The organism is Roseovarius sp. MBR-6 (genome assembly GCF_040547525.1).
In the GTDB taxonomy this organism is placed as follows: Bacteria; Pseudomonadota; Alphaproteobacteria; order Rhodobacterales; family Rhodobacteraceae; genus Roseovarius.
Map to the genome: position 1 here is coordinate 24,889 of NZ_JBEPPW010000005.1, position 20,409 is coordinate 45,297.

Here is a 20,409-nt window from a genome sequence, read left to right on the forward strand (position 1 = left end):
CGCCGCTGCCGATGCGCCTGACTATCGATCCGGGGACAGGCGACGTGATCCTGGACTATGGGGCCGATCTGCCACTGACGGTGGATATGTTCGTCACACAGGGTGCCAGCACCGTAACCCTTTCGCTCGAACCGCCGACATTCGTCGGTGACGTTTCCTCTCCCTATCCCTCGACCATCGTGGAGGTGGCATAATGCCCCAAGTCACTCTTTTGAAAGCCGAAGCGGTACCGCAGATCATCGCGGACACCCTTGCTTCCGACGAACTCTCCCGGCGGGTGCTCAGCAGCACTGCCCTTGCCCTCGTCCTCGCCAGCCAGCCCTCCGAGCCGTCCCTTGTGCTGGACTTCGCGCGCGGCGGATATGGCACCGGCTACCGGGCCGGGATCAACGCTGTGGAGACGTTCACCAGTTCCATGACCTTCACCCGTGCCAGCACGGCGACCTATTGGGGCGCGGATGGCCTCCTGAAAACCGCCGCGATTGATGCGCCGCGTCTGGATCACGACCCGGTCACGGGCGCGGCGCGGGGGCTGCTGATCGAGGGGGTGAGCACGAACGAGCTTGCCCGAAGCGCGGATTTTGCGGATTCCGTGTGGTCGAAAACCGGGAGTGGAACCGGCCTGATACCGGTGGTGACTGCGGATCAGGGCATCGCGCCGGATGGGACGATGACGGCAGACCGGGTGCAACTTGCCCTCGCGGGTGGTGTCAGCACGGCTGACAGATCGCAACTGTCACAAACCGCAAGTCCGGCGACGGGGGACACCACGTATACCGCGTCGGTATGGGTCAAAAGTTTCGATGGCGGAACATATGCCGTCTCCCTGACCATAAATGGCGTCGGGGCCGCTGTCACCGGTATCGGCCCGGACTGGACGCGTGTCTGGACCTCGCTTCTTGTTCCGGACGGCACCGCGCCTCAGATGCGACTTACCCTGCGCGGCAATCTGGGCGTCAGCGACAGCGCGGACCTCCTTGTGTGGGGCGCGCAGTTGGAGAAGGGCGCGGTTGCCACCAGTTACATCCCGACCGGGGCCTCCCCTGTCACGCGCGCAGCGGATATTGCGCGGGCGAACAACACATCATGGCTCAACCCGGCGGGCGGCACGATCCTGATCGAGGCGGAAACGCCCGTCATCTCTGCCCTCACCGCCTTTTTCGAACTTCATGATGGGGGCACCACAAACCGTGTGCTGATGCGGAGCGGCGGCGTCGCGACTGCGCAAGTGTTCGCGGGCGGCACCACTTCGGCAAGCCTCGCTGTGCCAAGCGCCACGCCCAATGTGGTCACGAGGCGCGCGATTGCGTGGGCAGAGAATGACTTTGCCGCCACCGCCGATGGTGGGACCGCTTTGACCGACAGCGTCGGGGCCTTGCCGACCGGAATGAACCAGTTGTGGATCGGTATGCGCAACGATGTCGGTCAGTATCCGCTTGGTGGCCACATCCGGCGGCTGATCCATTATCCCGCCCGCCTCACCAACGCCCAGCTACAGGAGATCACGGCATGAGACAGATGATCGACGGCATCATCCATATCGCGGACGTGCCCGCGCTGGTAGCCTTCTTCGCGCAGCACGCGCCCGAGAAGCTCGACGAGGATGGGCAAAGCATCACCGGCTTCACGCGCACGCCCACGGTCGTCAATGGCACGGCGGCGCTCACCTATGTGCGGGTCACGCCCGAGGAGGAAGCGGCATTCCCGGCCATGCCCGGTGTCACGGTGCTGGCGCGGGCGAACTATGCCGGGGCGGGCACGGCGGATGCGGTCTACGGCGCGCTCTCCGCCGACCCGGACGCGCTGGCGCTCTACGATGCGGTCTATGACCGCGCGCCGGTCACGCTGCCGGATGGCGAAACCTACACCCCGCCCGAGCGGTTCGGGTCGATGGCATGAGCGCGGTCGAGATCGCGGTCTGGATCGCCTTTGCCCTCGCGCAGCTTGGCGACGTGCTGAGCACGCGGGCGTTTCTCAAGCGCGGGATCGCCGAGGCGCACCCGCTCTGGCGCTGGATGCAGGAGAGGCTTGGCAGATGGTGGTGGGTGCCACGCATCCTCGCCGCTGTCGGCATCGCGGCATGCCTGCATTGGTGGTCAGGTTCGATCCTGCCCGTTGCCGTTATCGCGGCGGGCATCTGGGGCGTGGTGGGTTGGAACCTGTGGCAGATCAAGAGGGCATTATAGGCGTGTTTAACGCCCCGTTTTGCGAAAATTGGATGCTACAATATAGACTGTAATTTACTTCGGAATAGATCGTCACGCTACAGCCATCCTCGTGTCGGCGTGGTATCGGCAGGTGGATATCAAGCACCTGCGCCGCGCCATGCTCGACGGCGGCATGCAGACCGCCGTGGTCATGCTATTGGTCGCGGCCTCGGTGCTTATGGGCGGGTTTCTGACCCGTGCGCAGATCCCGCAGCAACTGGCCCAAGGCATCCTCAGCATCACAGATCAGCAATGGGCGATCCTGCTGATCCTCAACTTCTTTTTCCTCGTCATCGGCTTTTTCCTGCATTCGGCGGCGGCGATCATCCTCGTGATCCCGATCGTCATGCCGCTGATCACGGCGGCGGGCATCGACCCGGTGCATTTCGGCCTTGTCGTCACGCTGAACCTTGCGATTGGGCAACAGACACCGCCGGTCGCCTCGGTGCTGATCACCGCCTGCGCGGTGGCGCGGGCCAATATCTGGGAAGTGTCCAAGGTCAATATCTGGTTCATCATGGTGCTTCTCGCGGTGCTCATGCTCTGCACCTATGTTCCTGCCGTGCCGCTGTTCCTTGTCGAATATTTCTACCGCTGAAAGGGTGCCGATGACCGAAATCCTGTCGCAGGTCCGGGGCACAACCCTCTGGATCACCTTCAACCGGCCTCAGGCGCGCAATGCGCTGACGTTTGAGATGTATGAGGGGCTGGCGCGTCTGTGTCGTGAGGTGCCCACTGATGGCAGTATCCGCGCGGTGGTTCTCCATGGCGCCGGCGGCAAGGCGTTTGCGGCGGGCACCGACATGACCCAATTCCGCGCCTTTGACAAACCGCAGGACGCACTCGATTACGAGGCGCGGATCGAGCGCGTTCTGGAGGCGGTCGAGCGGTGCCCGCTGCCCACCGTGGCGGCGATAAACGGTGCCTGCACTGGCGGAGGGGCGGCGATTGCCGGGGTCTGCGACATCCGCATTGCCGCCGCCAACCTCAAGTTCGGATTTCCCATTGCCCGCACGCTCGGCAATTGCCTGTCTGCGGCCAATCTGGCGCGGCTCGCGTCGTTGATGGGTGCGGGCCGCGTGCGCGAGATGATCTTTACCGCCCGCCTGATCGGTGCCGACGAGGCGCAGGGCTGCGGCCTTGTCTCCGAGGTGCTGGAGGATGAGACCGCCCTGATGACCCGCGCCGGGGACTTGGCCGAGACGCTGGGCCAGATGGCCCCCCTGACCCTGCGCGCCACCAAGGAGGCGCTGCGCCGCGTCGGTGCCGCCACCCGTGTCGCGGATGCCGACCTGATCGAGATGTGTTACATGAGCCGCGATTTCCGCCACGGGATGGAGGCGTTTCTGGCCAAGCGGAAACCCGAGTGGAGCGGCACATGAGCGGCACCGGCCCCCTTGCCGGACTGAAGGTGATCGAGCTTGCGCATATCATGGCCGGGCCTGTCTGTGGCCTGATGCTGGCCGATATGGGGGCGGATGTGATCAAGGTGGAAAAGCCCGATGGCGATGACAGCCGCCGCTTTGTGCCCCCCGCGATCAAGGGCGAATCCGCCGCCTACATGATGATGAACCGCAACAAGCGGGGCCTCGCGCTCGACCTCAAGAAACCGGAGGCCGTCAAGGCGCTCCATCACCTTCTGGCGACCGCCGATGTCGTGATCGAGAATTACCGCATGGGCACGATGGAGCGGCTCGGCCTGGGCTACGAGACGCTGCGCGCGCTCAATCCCCGCCTGATCTATTGCGAGATATCGGGCTTTGGCCGCACGGGCCCCTATGCCGAACGGGGCGGGTTCGATCTCATCGCGCAGGGCATGTCGGGCCTCATGTCGATCACCGGCGAGGGGCCGGGACGGCCCCCGGTCAAGACCGGCGCGCCGGTCTCGGACATCACTGCCGGGATTCTAGCGGCTATGGGCGTGTCGGCGGCCTATGCGCGGGTGTTGCAGACCGGGGAAGGGCAGAAGGTCGATACCTCGCTTTTCGAGGCGGCGATCACGCAGACCTATTGGCAATCGGCGATTGCCTTCGCCACCGGCGTGGCCCCCGGCCCGATGGGTTCGGCGCATCCCCTCAATGGCCCCTATCAGGCGTTTCAGACGGCGGATGGCTGGATCAATGTGGGGGCTGCCAACCAACGCAACTGGCTGCGCTTCCTCGACGTGATCGGTGCGCCGGACCTGAACGACGACCCGCGCTTTGCCACCAACCACGACCGGATGCTGCACCTGAACGAGCTTGAAGCGATTCTCAACACCTATCTGCGCCAGCAACCCTCGGCGGTCTGGCTGGCGCGGATGGAGGCGGCGAGGCTGCCCGCCGGGCCGGTGCTGGATATATTGGAGATGCAGGCCGACCCGCAGGCCCATGCCCGCGACATGATCCTTGACGTGGATCACCCCGTGGCGGGCCGGGTCCAGACGCTGGGCCATCCGGTCAAGTTCAGCGAAACGCCCGCCCATATCCACCGCCCCGCGCCGATTCTGGGGCAACACAGCCGCGAGGTGCTTCAAGAGGCGGGCTATGCGGCGGCGGAGGTCGAGGCGATGATCGCCTCCGGCGCGGTGATCGCGTCATGATCGATCCGCTCGCCGAGGCGCTGATCACGGCGTGGGGGGGTGGCCCGAAACTGCCGGAAACGGCAGGAGAGGGGCTGACACGGGCGCGCATCCTCGCGGTGCAGGAAGAGGTTGCCGCGCGCCTTGGCCCGGTGGGTGGCTTCAAGGTGGCCTGCCCGCCCGGTGCGCCCATCGTCATCGCCCCGATCATGGTCCGCGACATTCACCAGAGCCCCGCCGTGATCGCCTGTGCGGCGGCCGAGGAGGTCGGCATCGAGCTTGAATACGCCTTCCGCCTGATCGCCGCGCCGCCCGCACCCGACGCCCCGGATTTCGAATCCCGCCTGAAGGACGCGGTCGAGCTTCTGCCCGTGTTCGAACTGGTTCAAAGCCGCCTGGCTGATCCGAAGGGGGCAAGTGCGGGGCTCAGGATGCTTGACAATCAACTCAATGGCGCTGTCGTGCTCGGTGCGCCGCTGCGCGCGTGGCACAGCGTCGATGTCACCCGCGCTGACGCCTGGCTGCGCCTCGGCTCCGAGACGCTGCTTGACGGCGCGGCGCAGGTGCCGGGCGGCGACGCCTTCGCCACGCTCTGCGCGCTTGCGCGCGCGCTGGGCGGGCATTGCGGCGGGCTTCGGGAAGGCCATGTCGTCATCACCGGCTCGCTCAACGGGCTGCCATGGCGGTATCCACCGATGTCGGCCCAAGGCCGCATAGCCGGGCTTGGCGATGTGGCGCTGCGGATCGAGACCTGAGCGAAGCCTTGCACGGGGCTCACTCGCCCGTGCGGAACACCATTTCGCGGCCCGTTTCCGTGGACAGGATCATCACCGGGCCGATCACCTCCACAAGGGTCATGTCGTCAAGCGCGCCGAGGAACAGCGCTTCGGCCTCCAGTTGCGGGCAGGCGCTGTCGCCGACGGTGATCGCTTCGGCATGAAACCACGGATAAGGGGCGGTCTGGCGGGCGGTGAAGCGGTTGCAGGGGGTTTCGCCCGCAATGGTGCCTTCTTCGGGAAACCACAGGCGAACACCCGCGTTGAATGGCACGTCGTCGATCGTGGCGAGGTGCCAGATACCCTCCGCCCCGCCGTGCCCTGTCACGGTTTCGTCCTTGCAATACCCCAGGATCGCCAGAGCCGGGATGAGCAGGAGCACACGCATCCGGCTACCTGAGTGCCAGCACAAGATCGACAAGCGATCCGATGGCGTCGTCGTCGTTGGGGGTCGGCAGGCTCCGAATGCCGATGACGGCGGCGTAGAGAATGCGGGCCATCTCGGGATTGCCGATGCCGCACTCGGCCAGACGGTTCGCCAGATGGGCGAGACGCGCGGCATCCACCGTGCGGATGGTGCTGGCCGCCTGCGCATCGGTCGCGGCCCAGGCGCGGATATGGCGTTCGGGCGGGAGCGGGTTCGCGAAATGCTGGGCGGCGGCCCGTAAACGGGCAGCAGGTGCGCCATCGGCCTCTGCGGTATCGAGATCGGCCAGCGCCAGCGCTTGCCAGCGCGCAAGCAGCGCGGCGGCAAAGGCCGGCACATCTTCGAAATGCCAGTAGAACGAGCCTTTGGTCGTGCCGATGCGCCGTGCGAGCGGTTCGGCCCCGAGCGCGGCGGGCCCCGCCTCGGCAAGCGCCTCCAGTCCGGCGGCAAGCCAGTCATCGGGGGTAAGGCGTGGGCGCGGCACGGGCGGCATGCCGATCACCTAAGCTGCGGGGGACCGGGACGCAAGAGAAGGTGCGGGCGCGGGCGGGGCGACACCGATGTCACAAAAGTTTTGCGATTCTGTCGCATGTCCTTCGCTCTACTCGCCTACGGAACGCGCAAACCATGGGGGTTCTCACGTGCTGAAGATCGAAGCGTTGACCAAGTCATTTGGTCAAAACATCGCGGTGGACAAGGTAACCGTCGCGGTGGAGCGGCCCGCCATGATCGGGATCATCGGGCGGTCGGGCGCGGGCAAATCCACGCTGTTGCGGATGCTGAACCGGCTGACCGATGCGACCTCGGGACAGATCATCTTTGAAGGGCAGGACGTGACCGCGCTCAAGGGCGGTGAGAAGCGCGCCTGGCAGTCGCAATGCGCGATGATCTTTCAGCAGTTCAACCTCGTGCCGCGGATGGATGTGGTCTCGAACGTGCTGCATGGCACGCTCAACCGCCGCTCGACGCTTGCGACGATGTTCAACCTCTATCCCGAAGCGGATATTCACCGCGCCATCGAGATTCTCGACCGTCTGGGCATTGCCGATCATGCGCCGAAACGCGCTGAGGCGCTCAGTGGCGGCCAGCAACAGCGCGTGGCCATCGCCCGCGCACTGATGCAGGACCCGAAGATCATTCTGGCCGACGAGCCGATTGCCAGTCTTGACCCGATGAACGCGCAGATCGTCATGGATACGCTGCGGCGCATCCACGAGGAGGACGGGCGCATGGTGATCGCCAACCTGCACACGCTGGATACCGCGCGGCGCTATTGTGACCGGGTGATCGGGATGCTGGCGGGCCGCGTGGTCTTTGACGGAAGCCCCGAGCAACTGACCACCGGCGTGGCGCGCGATATTTACGGGGCCGATGCGAGCTTTTCCGAAGACGCCACATCGACCGCCATCGAAACGCTGGATCGTGGCAACCAGCGCGCGCTGCGCGAGGCCGAGGCCGCGATCTGACGACCCTGCCCGCCGGGGGATGGCGGGCCATGACCCCAACCGGAGAGAGATCCATGAAGAAACTGATTGCTGCCATCGTGGCGACCACGGCCCTTGTCAGCCCCGTGCTGGCGCAGGAGAAGATCGAAGAATTCCGTATCGGTATCCTGGGTGGAGAGAATGCGCAGGACCGGATGACCTCGAACGAGTGCTACCGCGCCAAGATCGAGACCCTGCTGGGTGTGCCGGTCAAGCTGTTCACCCCAGCCGATTATGATGGCGTGATCCAGGGCCTGCTGGGTGGCACGCTCGACATGGCTTGGTTGGGCGCGTCGGCCTATGCCAAGATCTATCTGACCGACCCCGAAGCAGTTGAGCCGATCATGGTCAAGACCAACATGGATGGCTCTTACGGCTATTATTCCATCGGGTTCGCCCGCAAGGACAGTGGCATTGCCGCGCTTGAGGATGTCAAGGGCAAGTCCTTCGGGTTCGGCGATCCCAACTCGACCTCGGGCTACCTGATCCCGGCGATCGAGATTCCGGCCCTGACCGGTGCCAGCATGGAATCCGGCGATTATTTCGGCGAGGTGAAGTTCACCGGCGGGCACGAGCAGACCATCGTTGCTGTGGCCAATGGCGATGTCGATGCCGGTGTGACCTGGGCCGATGGCATGGGCGCGTGGGAAGATGGCTACAACTCGGGTGCGCTGCGCAAGGCCGCCGATGCGGGCCTTGTGGACATGAACCAGCTTGTCGAGATCTGGCGCTCCAAGCCTATCCCCGAAGGTCCCGTCGTGCTGCGCAAGGCGCTACCCGAGCGCGTCAAGCTGGATGTTACCACGCTCACGGCCTCGCTGCCCTATATGGATGCCGAGTGTGCCTACAACGTCATGGCCGGTGAAGCGCTCGGCTTTCAGCCGATCAACCACGACGCCTACCTCTCGATCATCGAGGCGCGCAAGTCGCAGATGTGATCATGTGACATGATCTTGGGCCGGGCCTTCCGCAGTGGGGGTCCGGCCTTGACGTATCGGGGGACAGGATGAGCGATCTGAGTGCAACGACCCGTATCGGCCAGGTGCAAGCCGCCTATATGGAGATGACCCGGCGCAAGCGCATCTATGGCGGCGTGATGCTGATCGTGTTCATTGCGCTCATGGTGTCGGGGTTTCGCCTGGCCGATGGGCGCAATGCCGGGGGCTTCTGGAACGGGATTGGCAATATATTCCAGTTTCCCGGCGAGGTGCTGGCCGAGGCGGGCGAGAAGGTCGCCAACTTGCCGGGCCTGATGTGGAAATTCCTGCCCTCGCTGATCGAGACGATCAACATCGCCGCCGCCTCGACGCTTTTGGGGGCGATGATTGCCATTGTGCTGTCGCTTCTGTCGACGCGCGGGTTGGCGAAATGGCCGCGTCTGGTAGGGCTCTTCCGGCGCGTCATGGATATCCTGCGCGCCTTCCCCGAGATCGTGATCGCGCTGGTGCTGATCTTTATCCTCGGCGGCGGGCCGGTGCCCGCGATGATCGCCATCGCGCTGCACACGGCCGGGGCGCTGGGCAAGCTCTTCTCGGAGGTGAACGAGAATGCCAGCCTGAAACCGGTCGAGGGGCTGCAATCGGTCGGTGCCACATGGGGCCAGCGGATGTGGCTGGGGGTGATGCCGCAGGTCGCGCCCAATTACCTCAGCTATGCGCTGCTGCGCTTCGAGATCAATATCCGCGCCTCGGCGATCCTCGGTTTCGTCGGATCGGGCGGGATCGGGTATGATCTGAAGAACGCCTTTAGCTGGGGTCAGGGGCGCTATGACGAGGTGGCAGCGATCTTTCTGCTGCTTTTCGGCGCGATTGTGTTCTTCGACCAGATATCGAGCCGCTACCGCAACAAGCTTATCGGGGAGGGCATGGCATGAGCCTGGCCGAGACGACGACCGGCAGCGCGTTCGACGCGATTGGCCATTTGCGGCGCAAGCGGCTCTTCGCGCTGGCGGTGCCGGTGGTGATCATTGCCTATTTCACGTATATCTTTTTCGCTTTCGATATTCCGGGGCTGGCGGATCGGGCACGGATGGACAATGCGCGCATCCTCATCGCCGACAGCTACAGCTACAAGACCCATGTCACGCGCGACAACCGCAATGGTGGCTTTACCGTTGCCGTGGAGGGCGAAGCCAAGGGCACCTGGCCAGCGGGCCAAGGCCCCGATTGGGTGCGCTTCGAGGGCGCGGATGCGGTGCGCGTGGCACTGCGCAACGGGCATGACTTGGTGATCGACGGTCCCAGCCTGCGCTACGACGTGCCGGGTTATGGCCTCATCACGGCAGATGTGTCGCCGCGCGAGGGCGTGGTGCTCGACCTGCCCACCGAGACGGTGCCCGACTGGATCAGCGTCAGTAATGCGCGCGTCGACATCACCACCGAGGGCGGGCGGGTGACGATCACCAAGGCGCGCATCGAGGTCATGCGCTATCAATTCGGCTGGGAGCTGTTCTGGTTCACGCTCGACAGCCCGTTCCACGGCAAGAGCTTTGGCGAGCTTGTGGGCCTCGCGCTCTCGGGCGAGCAGGTGGTGCCGGGGAAAAGCAACCTCGCGGCCATGGTCCACGATGTCTGGACGAACAGCATGTGGCGGCATGGCGATGTGCTCTGGGCGATCTTCGAGACCATCCTGATGGCCTTTCTCGGCACGATGGGCGCGGCCATGGTGGCGCTGACCTTGGCGTTTGCCGCCGCGCGCAATTTCTCGCCGCTGATGGTGGTGCGCGGCGCGGTGCGGCGGGTGTTCGATTTCCTGCGCGGGGTCGATGCGCTGATCTGGACGATCATCCTGTCGCGCGCCTTTGGTCCCGGCCCGCTGACCGGGGCGCTGGCGATCCTGATCACCGATACCGGCACGTTCGGCAAGCTCTTCTCGGAGGCGCTGGAAAACGTCGACGAAAAGCAGATCGAAGGCATCGCCTCGACCGGGGCGAAGCCCCTGCAGCGTTACCGTTTCGGGGTGATACCGCAGATCATGCCGGTGCTGTTGAGCCAGGTGCTCTATTATCTCGAATCCAACACCCGTAGCGCCACGGTGATCGGGGCGATCACCGGTGGGGGCATCGGGCTTCTGCTGACACAGGCGATCATCACCCAGAAGGACTGGGAAGAGGTGAGCTATTACATCGTTCTCATCCTGCTCATGGTGATGATCATGGATACCGTCTCCGGCTGGCTGCGGCGGCGGCTCATCGCCTCGGACGACAGCGGACGCTGAGGCCGCGCGATCTGAGTATTTGAGGAACAGTGAAGCGGGGCGGAGGGGCCCCGCGCCCGGGACCGCAGGCCGATTGCGCCCCGGGCCTTCAGACCTTATAGCCGATTTGAACCCGCAGGCGCGGGGCACGCATGGCGTTGTCGGCGGGATCTGGACCCGGGGGCCGGGCAGAGACATCTTCGGCCGATACCGGGTTGGGCCAGGACGAACAAGGACGATCGGCAAAATGCCGACACTGGGGGAAGACGGGACATGGCGCATATCATCGTGGTGGGCAACGAAAAGGGCGGTGCCGGGAAATCAACGGTGTCGATGCATCTGGCGACCGCGCTGGCACGGCTTGGTCACCGGGTGAGCGCGCTCGATCTTGACCTGCGGCAGCGCAGCTTTGGCCGCTATGCGGACAATCGCGCACGCTTCCTCGCCAAGGAGGGGCTGGATCTGCCCGGTCCGCGGCTTGTAGACCTGCCCGAGGTCGCCGCCGAGGCGCTCAAGCCAGGGGAAAACCTCTATGATCGCCGCCTTGCCATGGCCGTGGCCGGGGCCGAACCCGAGAGCGATTTCATCGTCATCGACTGCCCCGGCTCTCACACAAGGCTGAGCCAGGTGGCGCACAGCCTGGCCGATACGCTGGTGACGCCGCTCAACGACAGTTTCATCGATTTCGACCTTCTGGCGCATACCGATACGGACGGGCTCAAGGTGCTCGGCCCGTCGGTCTATTCCGAGATGGTCTGGAGCGCGCGGCAGTTGCGCGCTCAGGCGGGGCTGCGGCCCATCGACTGGGTGGTGTTGCGCAACCGCGTGGGCGCGCAGGCGATGGTCAACAAGGAAAAGATGGGCCGCGCGCTCGATGCGCTTGCCAAGCGGATCGGGTTTCGCGTGGCACCGGGGTTCAACGAGCGGGTGATCTTTCGGGAGTTGTTTCCGCGCGGTCTCACGCTGCTCGACCTCAAGGATGTGGGCGTGAAGCAGCTCAATATCTCGAATATCGCCGCGCGACAGGAATTGCGCGACCTGATCAAGGCGCTCAACCTGCCGGGTGTTACGGCGAATTTCTGACGCCGTCGCCCAACAGGATCACCTCCATCGGGATATCCCAGGGCTGCGGAAAGATCGTGGGCAGGGCGCAAAATCCATGCCCGACGCCGATGATGCGCGGGCGCGGGTCAAGGGCTGCGAGCGTCATGTCGTAATAGCCCCCGCCATTGCCGAGCCGGTAGCCAGCCGCATCCACCCCCAGAAGCGGCACGATCACGGTGTCGGGCTGCACCGGTTCGGGGTCTGCGGGCACGGGGATATTCCAGACGCCGCGCACCATCGCGGCCCCCGGCTGCCATCGGTGAAACGCGACCGGCGCGCCCTTTGCGATGACCACCGGCAGGGCGATCTGCGCGCCGCGCGCCGCCATATCCGAGAGCCACGGGCGCAGATCCATCTCGCCCCGGATCGGCCAGTATCCGGCGATGGTGCGGCCTTCGGGCGGGCCGATCTCTTTGGTGAGCATGGCCATGACACGCGCCGCCTGCGCGCGCTGTTCGGCCTGCGAGAGGGCGCGGCGGGCGGCGTAGAGGCGCGTGCGCTCGGCCTTGCGAAAGCGCGACACGTCGCGCCATGTGGCGGCATCGACAACATGCCCGCCGACGATGTGTTGGGCAAAACAGGGCGCGTCGCCGGGGGGGTCGTCCTCGGTCATGATGTTTCCTCTCAGACGGGCGGGCCGGTGCGGGGATGGGGGCGCACGCGCATCCGGCGACTCATCCGCAGCGCCCAGAGGTTCGAGATGAGCAGCACCGTGATCACCACCGCCCCGCCAATGAGCGCCCAGCGCCCCGGATCCTCGCCGAGGATCGCCCAGACCAGGAGCGGTGCCAGCACCGATTCGAGCAGGATCAGCAGCGCCACCTCCGGCGCGGTGATGTAGCGCGGCCCCAGCGTCATGAGCGAGGTCGCCACGCTGATGAACGCGCCATGCGCCAGCAGCAGCGGCCAGTTCGCGGCCCAGACCGAGAGCGGCTGCGCGAGCGGCCACAGGAAGAGCGACGCGCCCAGCATCGCCACCGGGATCGTCGGCACGAGCGACACGTCCCGCAGCCGCCGCGCCGTGGTGATCGCGCCCGCGAAACTGGCCGAGACGGCAAGCGCCACCAGATCGCCGCTCCAATGCGCGCCATGCGTCTCGCCCGAGCCGCGCAGGATGAGGCCCAGACCGGCAAAGACGCCGATCATGGTCACCACCATCCGCGTGCTGATCCCCTCGCCAAGGAAAATCCGGCTCAGGATCGCGGCAAAGACCGGCATGGAGGCGAGAATAAAGACCACGTTGGCCACGCTTGTCCAACTCACTGCCAGCACGAAGCCCGGTGCCGCGACGCCCAGAAGCAGGGTATAGAGCCAGCCCCGTGCCCCCGTCGCCGCCACCGCGCGAAACCCGCGCGTGCCCTGCGTGGCGAGCACCCCCATCAGGATCACGCTGCCCGCCGTGATCCCGCGCCAGAAGGCGATGGAGGCCGGATCGCCGTCGATCAGCCGCACGAAAAGCGAGTCGGGCACCACGAAAAGCACGCCGGTCGCGGTGATCAGGAGGCCCTTGAGGTGATCGCTCACGGGGCGGCATCCTCTTTCTGGTGCACCTCGATCACGTTGCCGTCGGGGTCGTAGAAAAAGATCTGGTGCCAACCCGCCACAGCACGGTTGCCCCAGTCCGAATAGGGCACGCCCGCCGCGTCGAGATGGGCCATGAAACCGGCGATATCGTCGGTGCGATAGGCGATATGGCCGCGCGCCACCGGGTTGACGATCTGCCCGGTGCGAAACCCTGCAAGCATGTCGCGCCGCGCCAGATGGGTCTGGATGCGTCCATCGCTGACAAAGGCCACATCGCCGGAATAGCCCTTGTCCTTTTCCAGCACGGGAATGTCCGTCTGCGGCACCTCCAGCCCCAGAACCTCGCGGTAAAAGGCGTCCATCTCGGCCACTTTCTCGGTGGCGAGGTTGATATGATGCAGCGTGAGTTTCATGGTCCGGCCTCCCTCGGGCAGGAGCGAACCACGCAGGCGCGCGATTGTCCACCACCCCCCCTCGCCAAGCGCGCCCTGCCCGGTCTAGGCTGCGCCCGACACAGCACAGGAGAAAGCCCATGCCCGCCCCCGCAAACTCCTTCAAGGCTGCGCTTGCGCGCGGTGACAGGCTTTATGGCTGCTGGGCGGGCTTTGCCGACGCCTATGCAACAGAGGTTCTGGCCGAGGCCGGGTTCGACTGGCTGGTGATCGACGGCGAGCATGCGCCCAATGATCTGCGCTCGATCTCGGCGCAACTGGCGGTGCTGCGCGGCGCGGATTCGCATCCGGTGGTGCGCCTGCCCATGGGTGAGGTCTGGGCGATCAAGCAGGCGCTTGACGTGGGCGCGCAGACGCTGCTCATCCCGATGGTGGAAAGCGCGGCACAGGCGCAGGACCTCGTGCGCGCGATGCGCTATCCGCCCGCAGGCGTGCGCGGTTCGGGCGCGGCGCTGGCGCGCGCCTCGCGGTTTTCCGGCATCAGGGATTACATCGCCACGGCGGATGCGCAGATGTGCCTTCTGGTGCAGGTGGAATCGGTGGCGGGGCTTGCGGCGCTGGATGAAATCCTGGCGGTCGAGGGGGTGGACGGGGTGTTCATCGGCCCCTCGGATCTCGCCGCCGACATGGGATATATGGGCGACCCGAGCGGGCCCGAGGTGCAGGCCGCGATCCGTGACGCGCTGACGCGCATCGCCGCCTCTGACAAGGCGGCCTGCATCCTTGCGCTCGATCATGACACGGCGGCGCGCTATCGCGACTGGGGCGCGCAGGTCATCGCCGTGGGGATCGACGTGCTGCTCTTGGCCCATGCCGCGCGGGCGCTGGCGGCGCGCTGGCGTGATGGTTGAGTGGCTGCTGGCCGATGTCGGCGCAAGCCACACGCGGCTGGCGCTGGCCACGCCCGAGGGGCTGTGCGCGGGCACGGCGGCGCGCTTCAGCAATGCGGCCCATGACGGGTTTGGCGCGCTTGTGGCCGGGTATCTGGACGGGCGACAGGTGGTGGCGGTCTCTGCCGGGGTGGCGGGGCCGGTGCGCGGCGGCGCGGCGCGGCTGACCAATCTCGATTGGGTGATCGAGGGCGCGGCGGTGGCGCGCGCAAGCGGGGCCGCGCATGTGCATCTGATGAACGATTTGCAGGCGCAGGCGATGGCTCTGGACGATCTGGCCCCGTCCGCCCTTGTCCCGATCCTGCCCGGCACGCCCGACCCGGACGGCCCGCGCATGGTCATGGGGCTGGGCACCGGCTCCAATATCGCGGTGGCGCATCGGGTGGCGGGGCGTCTCTTCGTGCCGCCTGCCGAGGCGGGGCATTCGAGCCTGCCGCATATGGACGAGGAAACCAACCGCCTGATCGCGGCTCTGGCGCATGAGGTGGCGCACAAACCCTATGAGGCGCTCGTGTCGGGGCGCGGCCTTGCGCGGCTGCACCGTCTGCGCACCGGCACCGGGATGACCGCGCCCGAAATCGTCGCGGCGTTCGAGGCGGGCGACAGCGCGGCGCGCGCCACGCTCATGCTCTTTACCCGGCTTCTCGGCACGGTCATGGGCAATCTGGCGCTGAACCATATGGCGACGGGGGGTGTTTTTCTCATCGGGGGTGTCGCGCGCGCGCTGGCCCCGCATCTGGCGGGGCTGGGACTTGCAGAGGCACTGACCGCCAAGGGGCCCTATGCCGAGATCATGCGCGCCATGCCGGTCACGCTGATCACCGACGATGATGCCGCTCTTGTCGGGTGCTGGCGCGCGCTGCACCAGACATGAAAACAGCGCCGGGTCGCCCCGGCGCTGTCATCCGTCGTGGTGCCGCGATCACGCCAGATCGTAGCGGTCGGCGGTCATCACCTTGGTCCATGCGGCCACGAAATCGCGCACGAATTTCTCGCCTGCGTCGTCCTGTGCATAGACCTCGGCATAGGCGCGCAGGATCGAGTTGGAGCCGAACACCAGATCGACGCGGGTGGCGGTGTGTTTCACCGCGCCCGACTTGCGGTCGGTGATGTTGTAGGTGTTCTTGCCCGTGGGCTCCCACTTGTAGCGCATGTCGGTGAGCGTGGTGAAGAAATCGGTCGTCAGCGCGCCGACCCGGTCGGTAAAGACGCCATGCGCCGTGCCGCCATGGTTGGTGCCCAGCACGCGCATCCCGCCCAGAAGGCAGGTCATCTCCGGCCCGGTCAGCCCCATGAGCTGTGCGCGATCCAGAAGCATCTCCTCCGGCTCGACCACGTAATCAGTCTTGAGCCAGTTGCGGAAACCATCGGCGAGCGGCTCCAGAACCGAGAACGAGTCCGCGTCGGTCATTTCGTCACTGGCGTCACCGCGACCGGGGGCAAAAGGCACCTCGATGTCGAAACCGGCCGCCTTGGCCGCCTGCTCGACGCCCAGATTGCCCGCCAGAACGATCACATCCGCCACACTCGCGCCGGTCTCGGCGGCGATCGGCTCCAGCGCCGCCAGAACGCGCGCCAGACGGGCAGGCTCGTTGCCTTCCCAGTCCTTTTGCGGGGCAAGGCGGATGCGCGCGCCATTGGCCCCGCCGCGATAATCCGAGGCCCGGAAGGTCCGCGCCGAATCCCACGCCGTGGCGACCATATCGGCTATCGACAGCCCCGCCGCCGCGATTTTCGCCTTGACCGCCGCGACATCGTAATCGGCCTTGCCCACCGGGATCGGGTCTTGCCAGACCAGATCTTCTTGCGGCGCGTCGGGGCCGATATAGCGCGTGCGCGGGCCGAGATCGCGATGGGTCAGCTTGAACCATGCACGCGCGAAGCAATCGTCGAAATAGGCCGGGTCGGCCATGAACTTCTCGCAGATGGCGCGATAGGCCGGGTCCACCTTCATCGCCATGTCGGCATCGGTCATCATCGGCATGACGCGCTTGGAGGCGTCGGTCGGATCGACCGGCATATCCTCTTCCTTGATGTCGATGGGGCGCCACTGCCACGCGCCTGCGGGGGATTTGGTCAGCTCCCACTCATAGCCGAAGAGAAGCTTGAAATAGCCCATGTCCCATTTCGTGGGCTCGGTCGTCCACGCGCCCTCCAGCCCCGAGGTCACGGCATTGGTGGCCTTGCCATCCAGATGCGGATTGACCCAGCCAAAGCCCTGCATCTCCAGATCCGCGCCCTCGGGTTCGGCCCCGAGCGCCTCTGCATCGCCATTGCCATGCGCCTTGCCGACGGTGTGCCCACCACAGGTCAGCGCGGCGGTCTCCTCGTCATCCATCGCCATGCGCGCGAAGGTCTCGCGCACCTGCCCTGCGGTCTTGAGCGGATCGGGCTGGGCGTTCACGCCCTGCGGATTGACATAGATGAGGCCCATCTGCACGGCGGCAAGCGGGTTTTCCATCGTGTCGGGCTTGCTCACATCCTCGTAGCGGCTGTCCGAGGGGGCCAGCCATTCACGCTCGGCCCCCCAATAGGTGTCTTTCTCGGGGTGCCAGATATCTTCGCGCCCGAAGGAGAATCCATAGGTCTTGAGGCCCATATCCTCATAGGCGATGGTGCCCGACAGAAGGATCAAGTCGGCCCAGCTCAGCTTGTTGCCGTATTTCTTCTTGACCGGCCACAGGATGCGGCGCGCCTTGTCGAGGTTGCCGTTATCGGGCCACGAGTTGAGTGGGGCAAAGCGGATGTTGCCGGTGCCGCCGCCGCCGCGCCCGTCGGCCAGGCGATAGGTGCCCGCCGCGTGCCAGGCGAGCCGGATCATGAGGCCGCCGTAATGGCCGTAATCGGCAGGCCACCAGTCCTGGCTCTCGGTCATCAGCGCCTTCACGTCGGCCTTGACCGCCTCGAAATCGAGCGCCTTGACCTCTTCACGGTAATCGAAATCCGCGCCCAGAGGGTTGGTCTTGCGGTCGTGCTGGTGCAGGATGTCGAGATTGAGGCTCTTGGGCCACCACTCGGTGACGCTCTTGCCGCTCTCGGTCAGCCCGCCATGCATGACGGGGCATTTGCCCATGTCGTTGCCGTCCATCTTGTCCTCCAATTCGGGTTGCGTGTGGATTGGGGCGGCGGCGCGACGATGCCCGCACGCCTCTGCCACCCAGATATGCGCTGTTGGTAACAGAACAAAGAGATTAGGTAAAATTCTCTTTTGCGATTAAAATGATAGTTTTAAATTATGATTTTCGCTCAGATCCAGCCCGGCGCGCGCCGCAAAAGCGCCTCGGCATCGGACACGATCCGGTCCATGATCTCTGCCACCGGCGGGCGGTCATGGATCAGGCCCGCCGCCTCGCCGACAAAGGTATTGGCGCGCTCCGGGTCACCCTCGGCCCAGCCCTCGGCCCAATCCGCCTGCGCGGCGGCATCCGCGCGCAGCGCGTCCGGGTCATCGTGCCAGCGTTCGGTGACGGGATTTCTGAGCACCCGCGCCGTATAGCGGTCGGGCCATCGCAGCCCGCGCGCGGCATCCATCACGGTGGAGCGAATCGTCGCGTCGCCGGTGGCGGCAATCGCGGCATCGGTCATGGCATGGCTCACCTGCGCCTCTGCCGACGCCCAGAGCCGCGAGCCCATCAGCACGCCATCCGCCCCCAGCATCAGCGCCGCCGCCAAGCCCCGCCCGTCGGCAATTCCGCCCGCCGCAAGCAGAAGCGTGTCGGGGCTGTGCGCGGCCAGCCAATCCGCCACTTCGGGCACCAGCGTGATCGTGCCGCGCCGCTCGCCATGGCCGCCTGCCTCCGATCCCTGCGCCACGATCACCCGCGCGCCACAGTCGGCGGCGCGCTGCGCGTCGCGCAAGGTCTGCACCTGACAGATCAGCGGCACGCCCGCGTCACGGATGCGCGGCGCGAACGGCGCGGGATCGCCGAAGGACAGGCAGAGCGCCGCCGGGGCATGGGCCAGAACCTGATCCAGAACCTGCGGATTTTCCGCCATCTTCCAGGTGATGAAACCGCAGCCGACCCGTGCATTTCCCGCCGAAGCAAGCTCCTGCTCCAGCCATCCGGCATCGCCGTAACCGCCACCGATGAGACCAAGCCCGCCCGCATGGCTCACCGCCGCCGCAAGGGCACCCCCGGCGGCAAAGGCCATGGGGGCCGACAGGATCGGATGGGTGAGGTCGAAGGACTCGGTCAGGCGCGTTTTCATTGCGCGATCATGCGCCACGCGGCTTGCTCAGGACAAGAGGTCAGCCACGATTCCCGGCAATTCGGCGAAATCGGCGAAGGCGCGGTCATGGGCGATCCGCTCCACCGGGCCCTTGCGGTAGCCTTCGGTGTAAAGCGCAAAGGGCAGGCCCGCGCGCGCCGCCGTCTCGGCATCAACCTCGCTGTCGCCGACATAGACCACGTCGCGCGCGCCAAGCCCAGCCACAGCCGCGCGCAGGGGGGCGGGGTCGGGTTTGCGCACACTCAGGCTGTCGCCGCCGATGACCACCGGGAAATGCACGTCGAGCCCGAGATGCGCCAACACCGCACGGGCCGGTCCCACCGGTTTGTTGGTGCAAAGGCCAAGCGCGTAGGGTTCGCTGGAGAGCGTCGTCAGGGCTTCCGGGACGCCCGGATAAACCTGCGTCAGGGTCACCGCCGTCTCGTAAAGCGCGATGAACTCCTCGATCAGGCGGGCGCGCAGCGCCACGTCCCCTGCTCGCCCGCGCGCGGTCAGACAACAGGTGATGAAATGCGGCACGCCGCTGCCGATGAAGCCGCGCGTCTCGGCGGCGGAAAAGGGCGCAAGCCTGTGCCGGTCCATCAGGGTATTGGCGGCGGCGTGGATATCCGGCGCACTGTCGATCAATGTGCCGTCCAGATCGAAGATGACGGCGCGGCTCATGCCATGACGCCGGTCGCGGCCTCCGCCGCCCGGCGGATCGCGCGGATATTCTCGCCGTAAACGCCGGGATTGGCGACGCTGCCTCCCTTGAACACTGCCGATCCGGCGACCAGCACATCGGCCCCGGCGGCGGCCATCAGCGGGGCTGTCTCGGGGGTGATGCCGCCGTCGATCTCGATATGGATGGGCCGGTCGCCGATCAGCGCGCGCAGGCGCTTCACCTTGTCGATCTGGCTATGGATGAATTTCTGCCCGCCGAAGCCGGGATTGACCGTCATCACGCAAACGAGGTCGATCATGTCGAGCAGGTTCTCCACCCCGTCGAGCCCGGTGCCGGGGTTGAGCGCCAGCCCCGCCTTGCACCCTGCGCCGCGAATGGCCTGCAGCGTGCGGTGGACATGCGGCCCGGCCTCGAGATGCGCGGTGAGCACATCCGCCCCGGCCTGCGCGAAGGCGTCGATATAGGGATCGACCGGCGCAATCATCAGGTGCACGTCCATCACCGTCTTGATATGCGGGCGGATGGCGGCGCAGAGCGGTGGGCCGAAAGTGAGGTTGGGCACGAAATGCCCGTCCATCACATCGACATGGACCCAATCGGCACCCTGCGCCTCGATGGCCTCTATCTCGCGCCCGAAATCGGCAAAATCCGCCGACAGGATGGAGGGGGCGATCTTTATGGAACGGTCGGGGCGCATGGCGGCTCTCCTCGCGGATGGGATGGCATGGAAATGCGCGCTCGGGCCGCGAAGGTCAAGGGTTGCCGCCCTTGCGCCGTCATCCCCTAACAGTTCCCGTCATCCTCCGGCTTGACCGGAGGATCTCCCAGCCTCCGGAGATCCTCGGGTCAGGCCGGAGGATGACGGTGCACGCGATTGATCCCTCCCGCCTTTCGTG

Annotated in this window: 24 protein-coding genes; 15 read left to right on the top strand and 9 right to left on the bottom strand. The window is 65.9% G+C overall.

Annotation, left to right across the window (positions count from 1 at the left end):
• Nucleotides 1-11 precede the first annotated feature (11 nt).
• The 8 genes from ABIE57_RS08135 (at nucleotide 12) to ABIE57_RS08170 (ending at nucleotide 5,522) form a co-directional block, all read left to right on the top strand.
• A complete protein-coding gene (locus ABIE57_RS08135; RefSeq protein ID WP_354538513.1) occupies nucleotides 12-194 on the top strand; it encodes a hypothetical protein in 183 nt (60 codons plus the stop codon).
• Entirely contained in the window at nucleotides 194-1,513 is a 1,320-nt protein-coding gene (locus tag ABIE57_RS08140) for a phage head spike fiber domain-containing protein (protein ID WP_354538514.1), read from the top strand. Before ABIE57_RS08135 ends, ABIE57_RS08140 begins: the two co-directional genes overlap by 1 nt.
• The gene (locus tag ABIE57_RS08145) at nucleotides 1,510-1,899 is read left to right on the top strand and encodes a hypothetical protein (RefSeq protein WP_354538515.1); all 390 of its coding nucleotides are present in this window, start codon (nucleotides 1,510-1,512) and stop codon (nucleotides 1,897-1,899) included. Before ABIE57_RS08140 ends, ABIE57_RS08145 begins: the two co-directional genes overlap by 4 nt.
• The gene (locus tag ABIE57_RS08150; protein ID WP_354538516.1) at nucleotides 1,896-2,186 is read left to right on the top strand and encodes a hypothetical protein; all 291 of its coding nucleotides are present in this window, start codon (nucleotides 1,896-1,898) and stop codon (nucleotides 2,184-2,186) included. The genes ABIE57_RS08145 and ABIE57_RS08150 overlap by 4 nt, the downstream gene beginning before the upstream one ends.
• A gap of 91 nt (nucleotides 2,187-2,277) precedes the next feature.
• Nucleotides 2,278-2,805, top strand: a complete 528-nt coding sequence (locus ABIE57_RS08155; RefSeq protein WP_354538517.1) for a TRAP transporter large permease subunit — start codon at nucleotides 2,278-2,280, stop codon at nucleotides 2,803-2,805.
• Nucleotides 2,806-2,815: 10 nt separating this feature from the next.
• Nucleotides 2,816-3,589: an enoyl-CoA hydratase/isomerase family protein gene (locus tag ABIE57_RS08160; protein WP_354538518.1), complete on the top strand. Its 774-nt coding sequence runs from the start codon at nucleotides 2,816-2,818 to the stop codon at nucleotides 3,587-3,589.
• Nucleotides 3,586-4,788, top strand: a complete 1,203-nt coding sequence (locus ABIE57_RS08165; RefSeq protein ID WP_354538519.1) for a CaiB/BaiF CoA transferase family protein — start codon at nucleotides 3,586-3,588, stop codon at nucleotides 4,786-4,788. The genes ABIE57_RS08160 and ABIE57_RS08165 overlap by 4 nt, the downstream gene beginning before the upstream one ends.
• Complete coding sequence (locus tag ABIE57_RS08170) at nucleotides 4,785-5,522, top strand: 2-keto-4-pentenoate hydratase (protein WP_354538520.1); 738 nt, start codon at nucleotides 4,785-4,787, stop codon at nucleotides 5,520-5,522. Before ABIE57_RS08165 ends, ABIE57_RS08170 begins: the two co-directional genes overlap by 4 nt.
• 19 nt (nucleotides 5,523-5,541) lie before the next feature.
• Here the strand turns inward: ABIE57_RS08170 and ABIE57_RS08175 are convergent, their stop codons facing one another.
• Both ABIE57_RS08175 and ABIE57_RS08180 read right to left on the bottom strand, forming a co-directional pair.
• Nucleotides 5,542-5,931 (bottom strand): META domain-containing protein, encoded by a 390-nt coding sequence (locus ABIE57_RS08175; protein WP_354538521.1) that lies wholly within the window; start codon nucleotides 5,929-5,931, stop codon nucleotides 5,542-5,544.
• Nucleotides 5,932-5,935: 4 nt separating this feature from the next.
• Nucleotides 5,936-6,463 (bottom strand): TetR family transcriptional regulator, encoded by a 528-nt coding sequence (locus ABIE57_RS08180; RefSeq protein ID WP_354538522.1) that lies wholly within the window; start codon nucleotides 6,461-6,463, stop codon nucleotides 5,936-5,938.
• A gap of 148 nt (nucleotides 6,464-6,611) precedes the next feature.
• Between ABIE57_RS08180 and phnC the strand changes: the two genes are divergently transcribed.
• The 5 genes from phnC to ABIE57_RS08205 all read left to right on the top strand — a co-directional run bounded on the left by phnC (nucleotide 6,612) and on the right by ABIE57_RS08205 (nucleotide 11,732).
• Nucleotides 6,612-7,436: a phosphonate ABC transporter ATP-binding protein gene (gene phnC, locus ABIE57_RS08185; RefSeq protein WP_354538523.1), complete on the top strand. Its 825-nt coding sequence runs from the start codon at nucleotides 6,612-6,614 to the stop codon at nucleotides 7,434-7,436.
• A gap of 53 nt (nucleotides 7,437-7,489) precedes the next feature.
• Nucleotides 7,490-8,392 carry a phosphonate ABC transporter substrate-binding protein gene (gene phnD, locus ABIE57_RS08190; RefSeq protein ID WP_354538524.1) on the top strand — a complete coding sequence of 301 codons (903 nt, stop codon included), beginning with the start codon at nucleotides 7,490-7,492 and terminating at the stop codon, nucleotides 8,390-8,392.
• A 68-nt stretch (nucleotides 8,393-8,460) separates the two neighbouring features.
• Nucleotides 8,461-9,327, top strand: a complete 867-nt coding sequence (gene phnE, locus ABIE57_RS08195; protein ID WP_354538525.1) for a phosphonate ABC transporter, permease protein PhnE — start codon at nucleotides 8,461-8,463, stop codon at nucleotides 9,325-9,327.
• Entirely contained in the window at nucleotides 9,324-10,670 is a 1,347-nt protein-coding gene (gene phnE / locus ABIE57_RS08200) for a phosphonate ABC transporter, permease protein PhnE (RefSeq protein ID WP_354538526.1), read from the top strand. Before phnE (ABIE57_RS08195) ends, phnE (ABIE57_RS08200) begins: the two co-directional genes overlap by 4 nt.
• Nucleotides 10,671-10,922: 252 nt before the next feature.
• Entirely contained in the window at nucleotides 10,923-11,732 is an 810-nt protein-coding gene (locus ABIE57_RS08205; protein WP_354538527.1) for a division plane positioning ATPase MipZ, read from the top strand.
• Here the strand turns inward: ABIE57_RS08205 and ABIE57_RS08210 are convergent.
• The 3 genes from ABIE57_RS08210 to ABIE57_RS08220 are packed head-to-tail and all read right to left on the bottom strand — an operon-like array spanning nucleotide 11,716 to nucleotide 13,690.
• Nucleotides 11,716-12,366, bottom strand: coding sequence for a 5-formyltetrahydrofolate cyclo-ligase (locus ABIE57_RS08210; RefSeq protein ID WP_354538528.1), 651 nt, complete (start codon nucleotides 12,364-12,366; stop codon nucleotides 11,716-11,718). The two genes, ABIE57_RS08205 and ABIE57_RS08210, sit on opposite strands and share 17 nt — an antisense overlap.
• Before the next feature lie 11 nt (nucleotides 12,367-12,377).
• On the bottom strand, nucleotides 12,378-13,277 hold the full coding sequence (locus tag ABIE57_RS08215) for a DMT family transporter (protein ID WP_354538529.1): 900 nt from the start codon (nucleotides 13,275-13,277) through the stop codon (nucleotides 12,378-12,380).
• Entirely contained in the window at nucleotides 13,274-13,690 is a 417-nt protein-coding gene (locus ABIE57_RS08220) for a VOC family protein (RefSeq protein WP_354538530.1), read from the bottom strand. Before ABIE57_RS08220 ends, ABIE57_RS08215 begins: the two co-directional genes overlap by 4 nt.
• Nucleotides 13,691-13,809: 119 nt before the next feature.
• On the opposite strand from ABIE57_RS08220, the gene ABIE57_RS08225 reads away from it, so the two are divergent.
• Nucleotides 13,810-14,580 (top strand): HpcH/HpaI aldolase family protein, encoded by a 771-nt coding sequence (locus ABIE57_RS08225; RefSeq protein ID WP_354538531.1) that lies wholly within the window; start codon nucleotides 13,810-13,812, stop codon nucleotides 14,578-14,580.
• Entirely contained in the window at nucleotides 14,573-15,493 is a 921-nt protein-coding gene (locus ABIE57_RS08230; RefSeq protein ID WP_354538532.1) for a glucokinase, read from the top strand. The genes ABIE57_RS08225 and ABIE57_RS08230 overlap by 8 nt, the downstream gene beginning before the upstream one ends.
• Nucleotides 15,494-15,541: 48 nt before the next feature.
• Here ABIE57_RS08230 and katG read toward each other — a convergent pair whose 3' ends face one another.
• The 4 genes from katG to rpe form a co-directional block, all read right to left on the bottom strand.
• The gene (katG, locus tag ABIE57_RS08235; RefSeq protein WP_354538533.1) at nucleotides 15,542-17,707 is read right to left on the bottom strand and encodes a catalase/peroxidase HPI; all 2,166 of its coding nucleotides are present in this window, start codon (nucleotides 17,705-17,707) and stop codon (nucleotides 15,542-15,544) included.
• A 158-nt stretch (nucleotides 17,708-17,865) separates the two neighbouring features.
• On the bottom strand, nucleotides 17,866-18,828 hold the full coding sequence (locus ABIE57_RS08240) for an NAD(P)H-dependent flavin oxidoreductase (RefSeq protein WP_354538534.1): 963 nt from the start codon (nucleotides 18,826-18,828) through the stop codon (nucleotides 17,866-17,868).
• Between the two features lie 27 nt (nucleotides 18,829-18,855).
• Nucleotides 18,856-19,512 (bottom strand): phosphoglycolate phosphatase, encoded by a 657-nt coding sequence (gene gph / locus ABIE57_RS08245; RefSeq protein ID WP_354538535.1) that lies wholly within the window; start codon nucleotides 19,510-19,512, stop codon nucleotides 18,856-18,858.
• Complete coding sequence (gene rpe, locus ABIE57_RS08250) at nucleotides 19,509-20,210, bottom strand: ribulose-phosphate 3-epimerase (protein WP_354538536.1); 702 nt, start codon at nucleotides 20,208-20,210, stop codon at nucleotides 19,509-19,511. The genes gph and rpe overlap by 4 nt, the downstream gene beginning before the upstream one ends.
• Nucleotides 20,211-20,409: the final 199 nt, after the last annotated feature.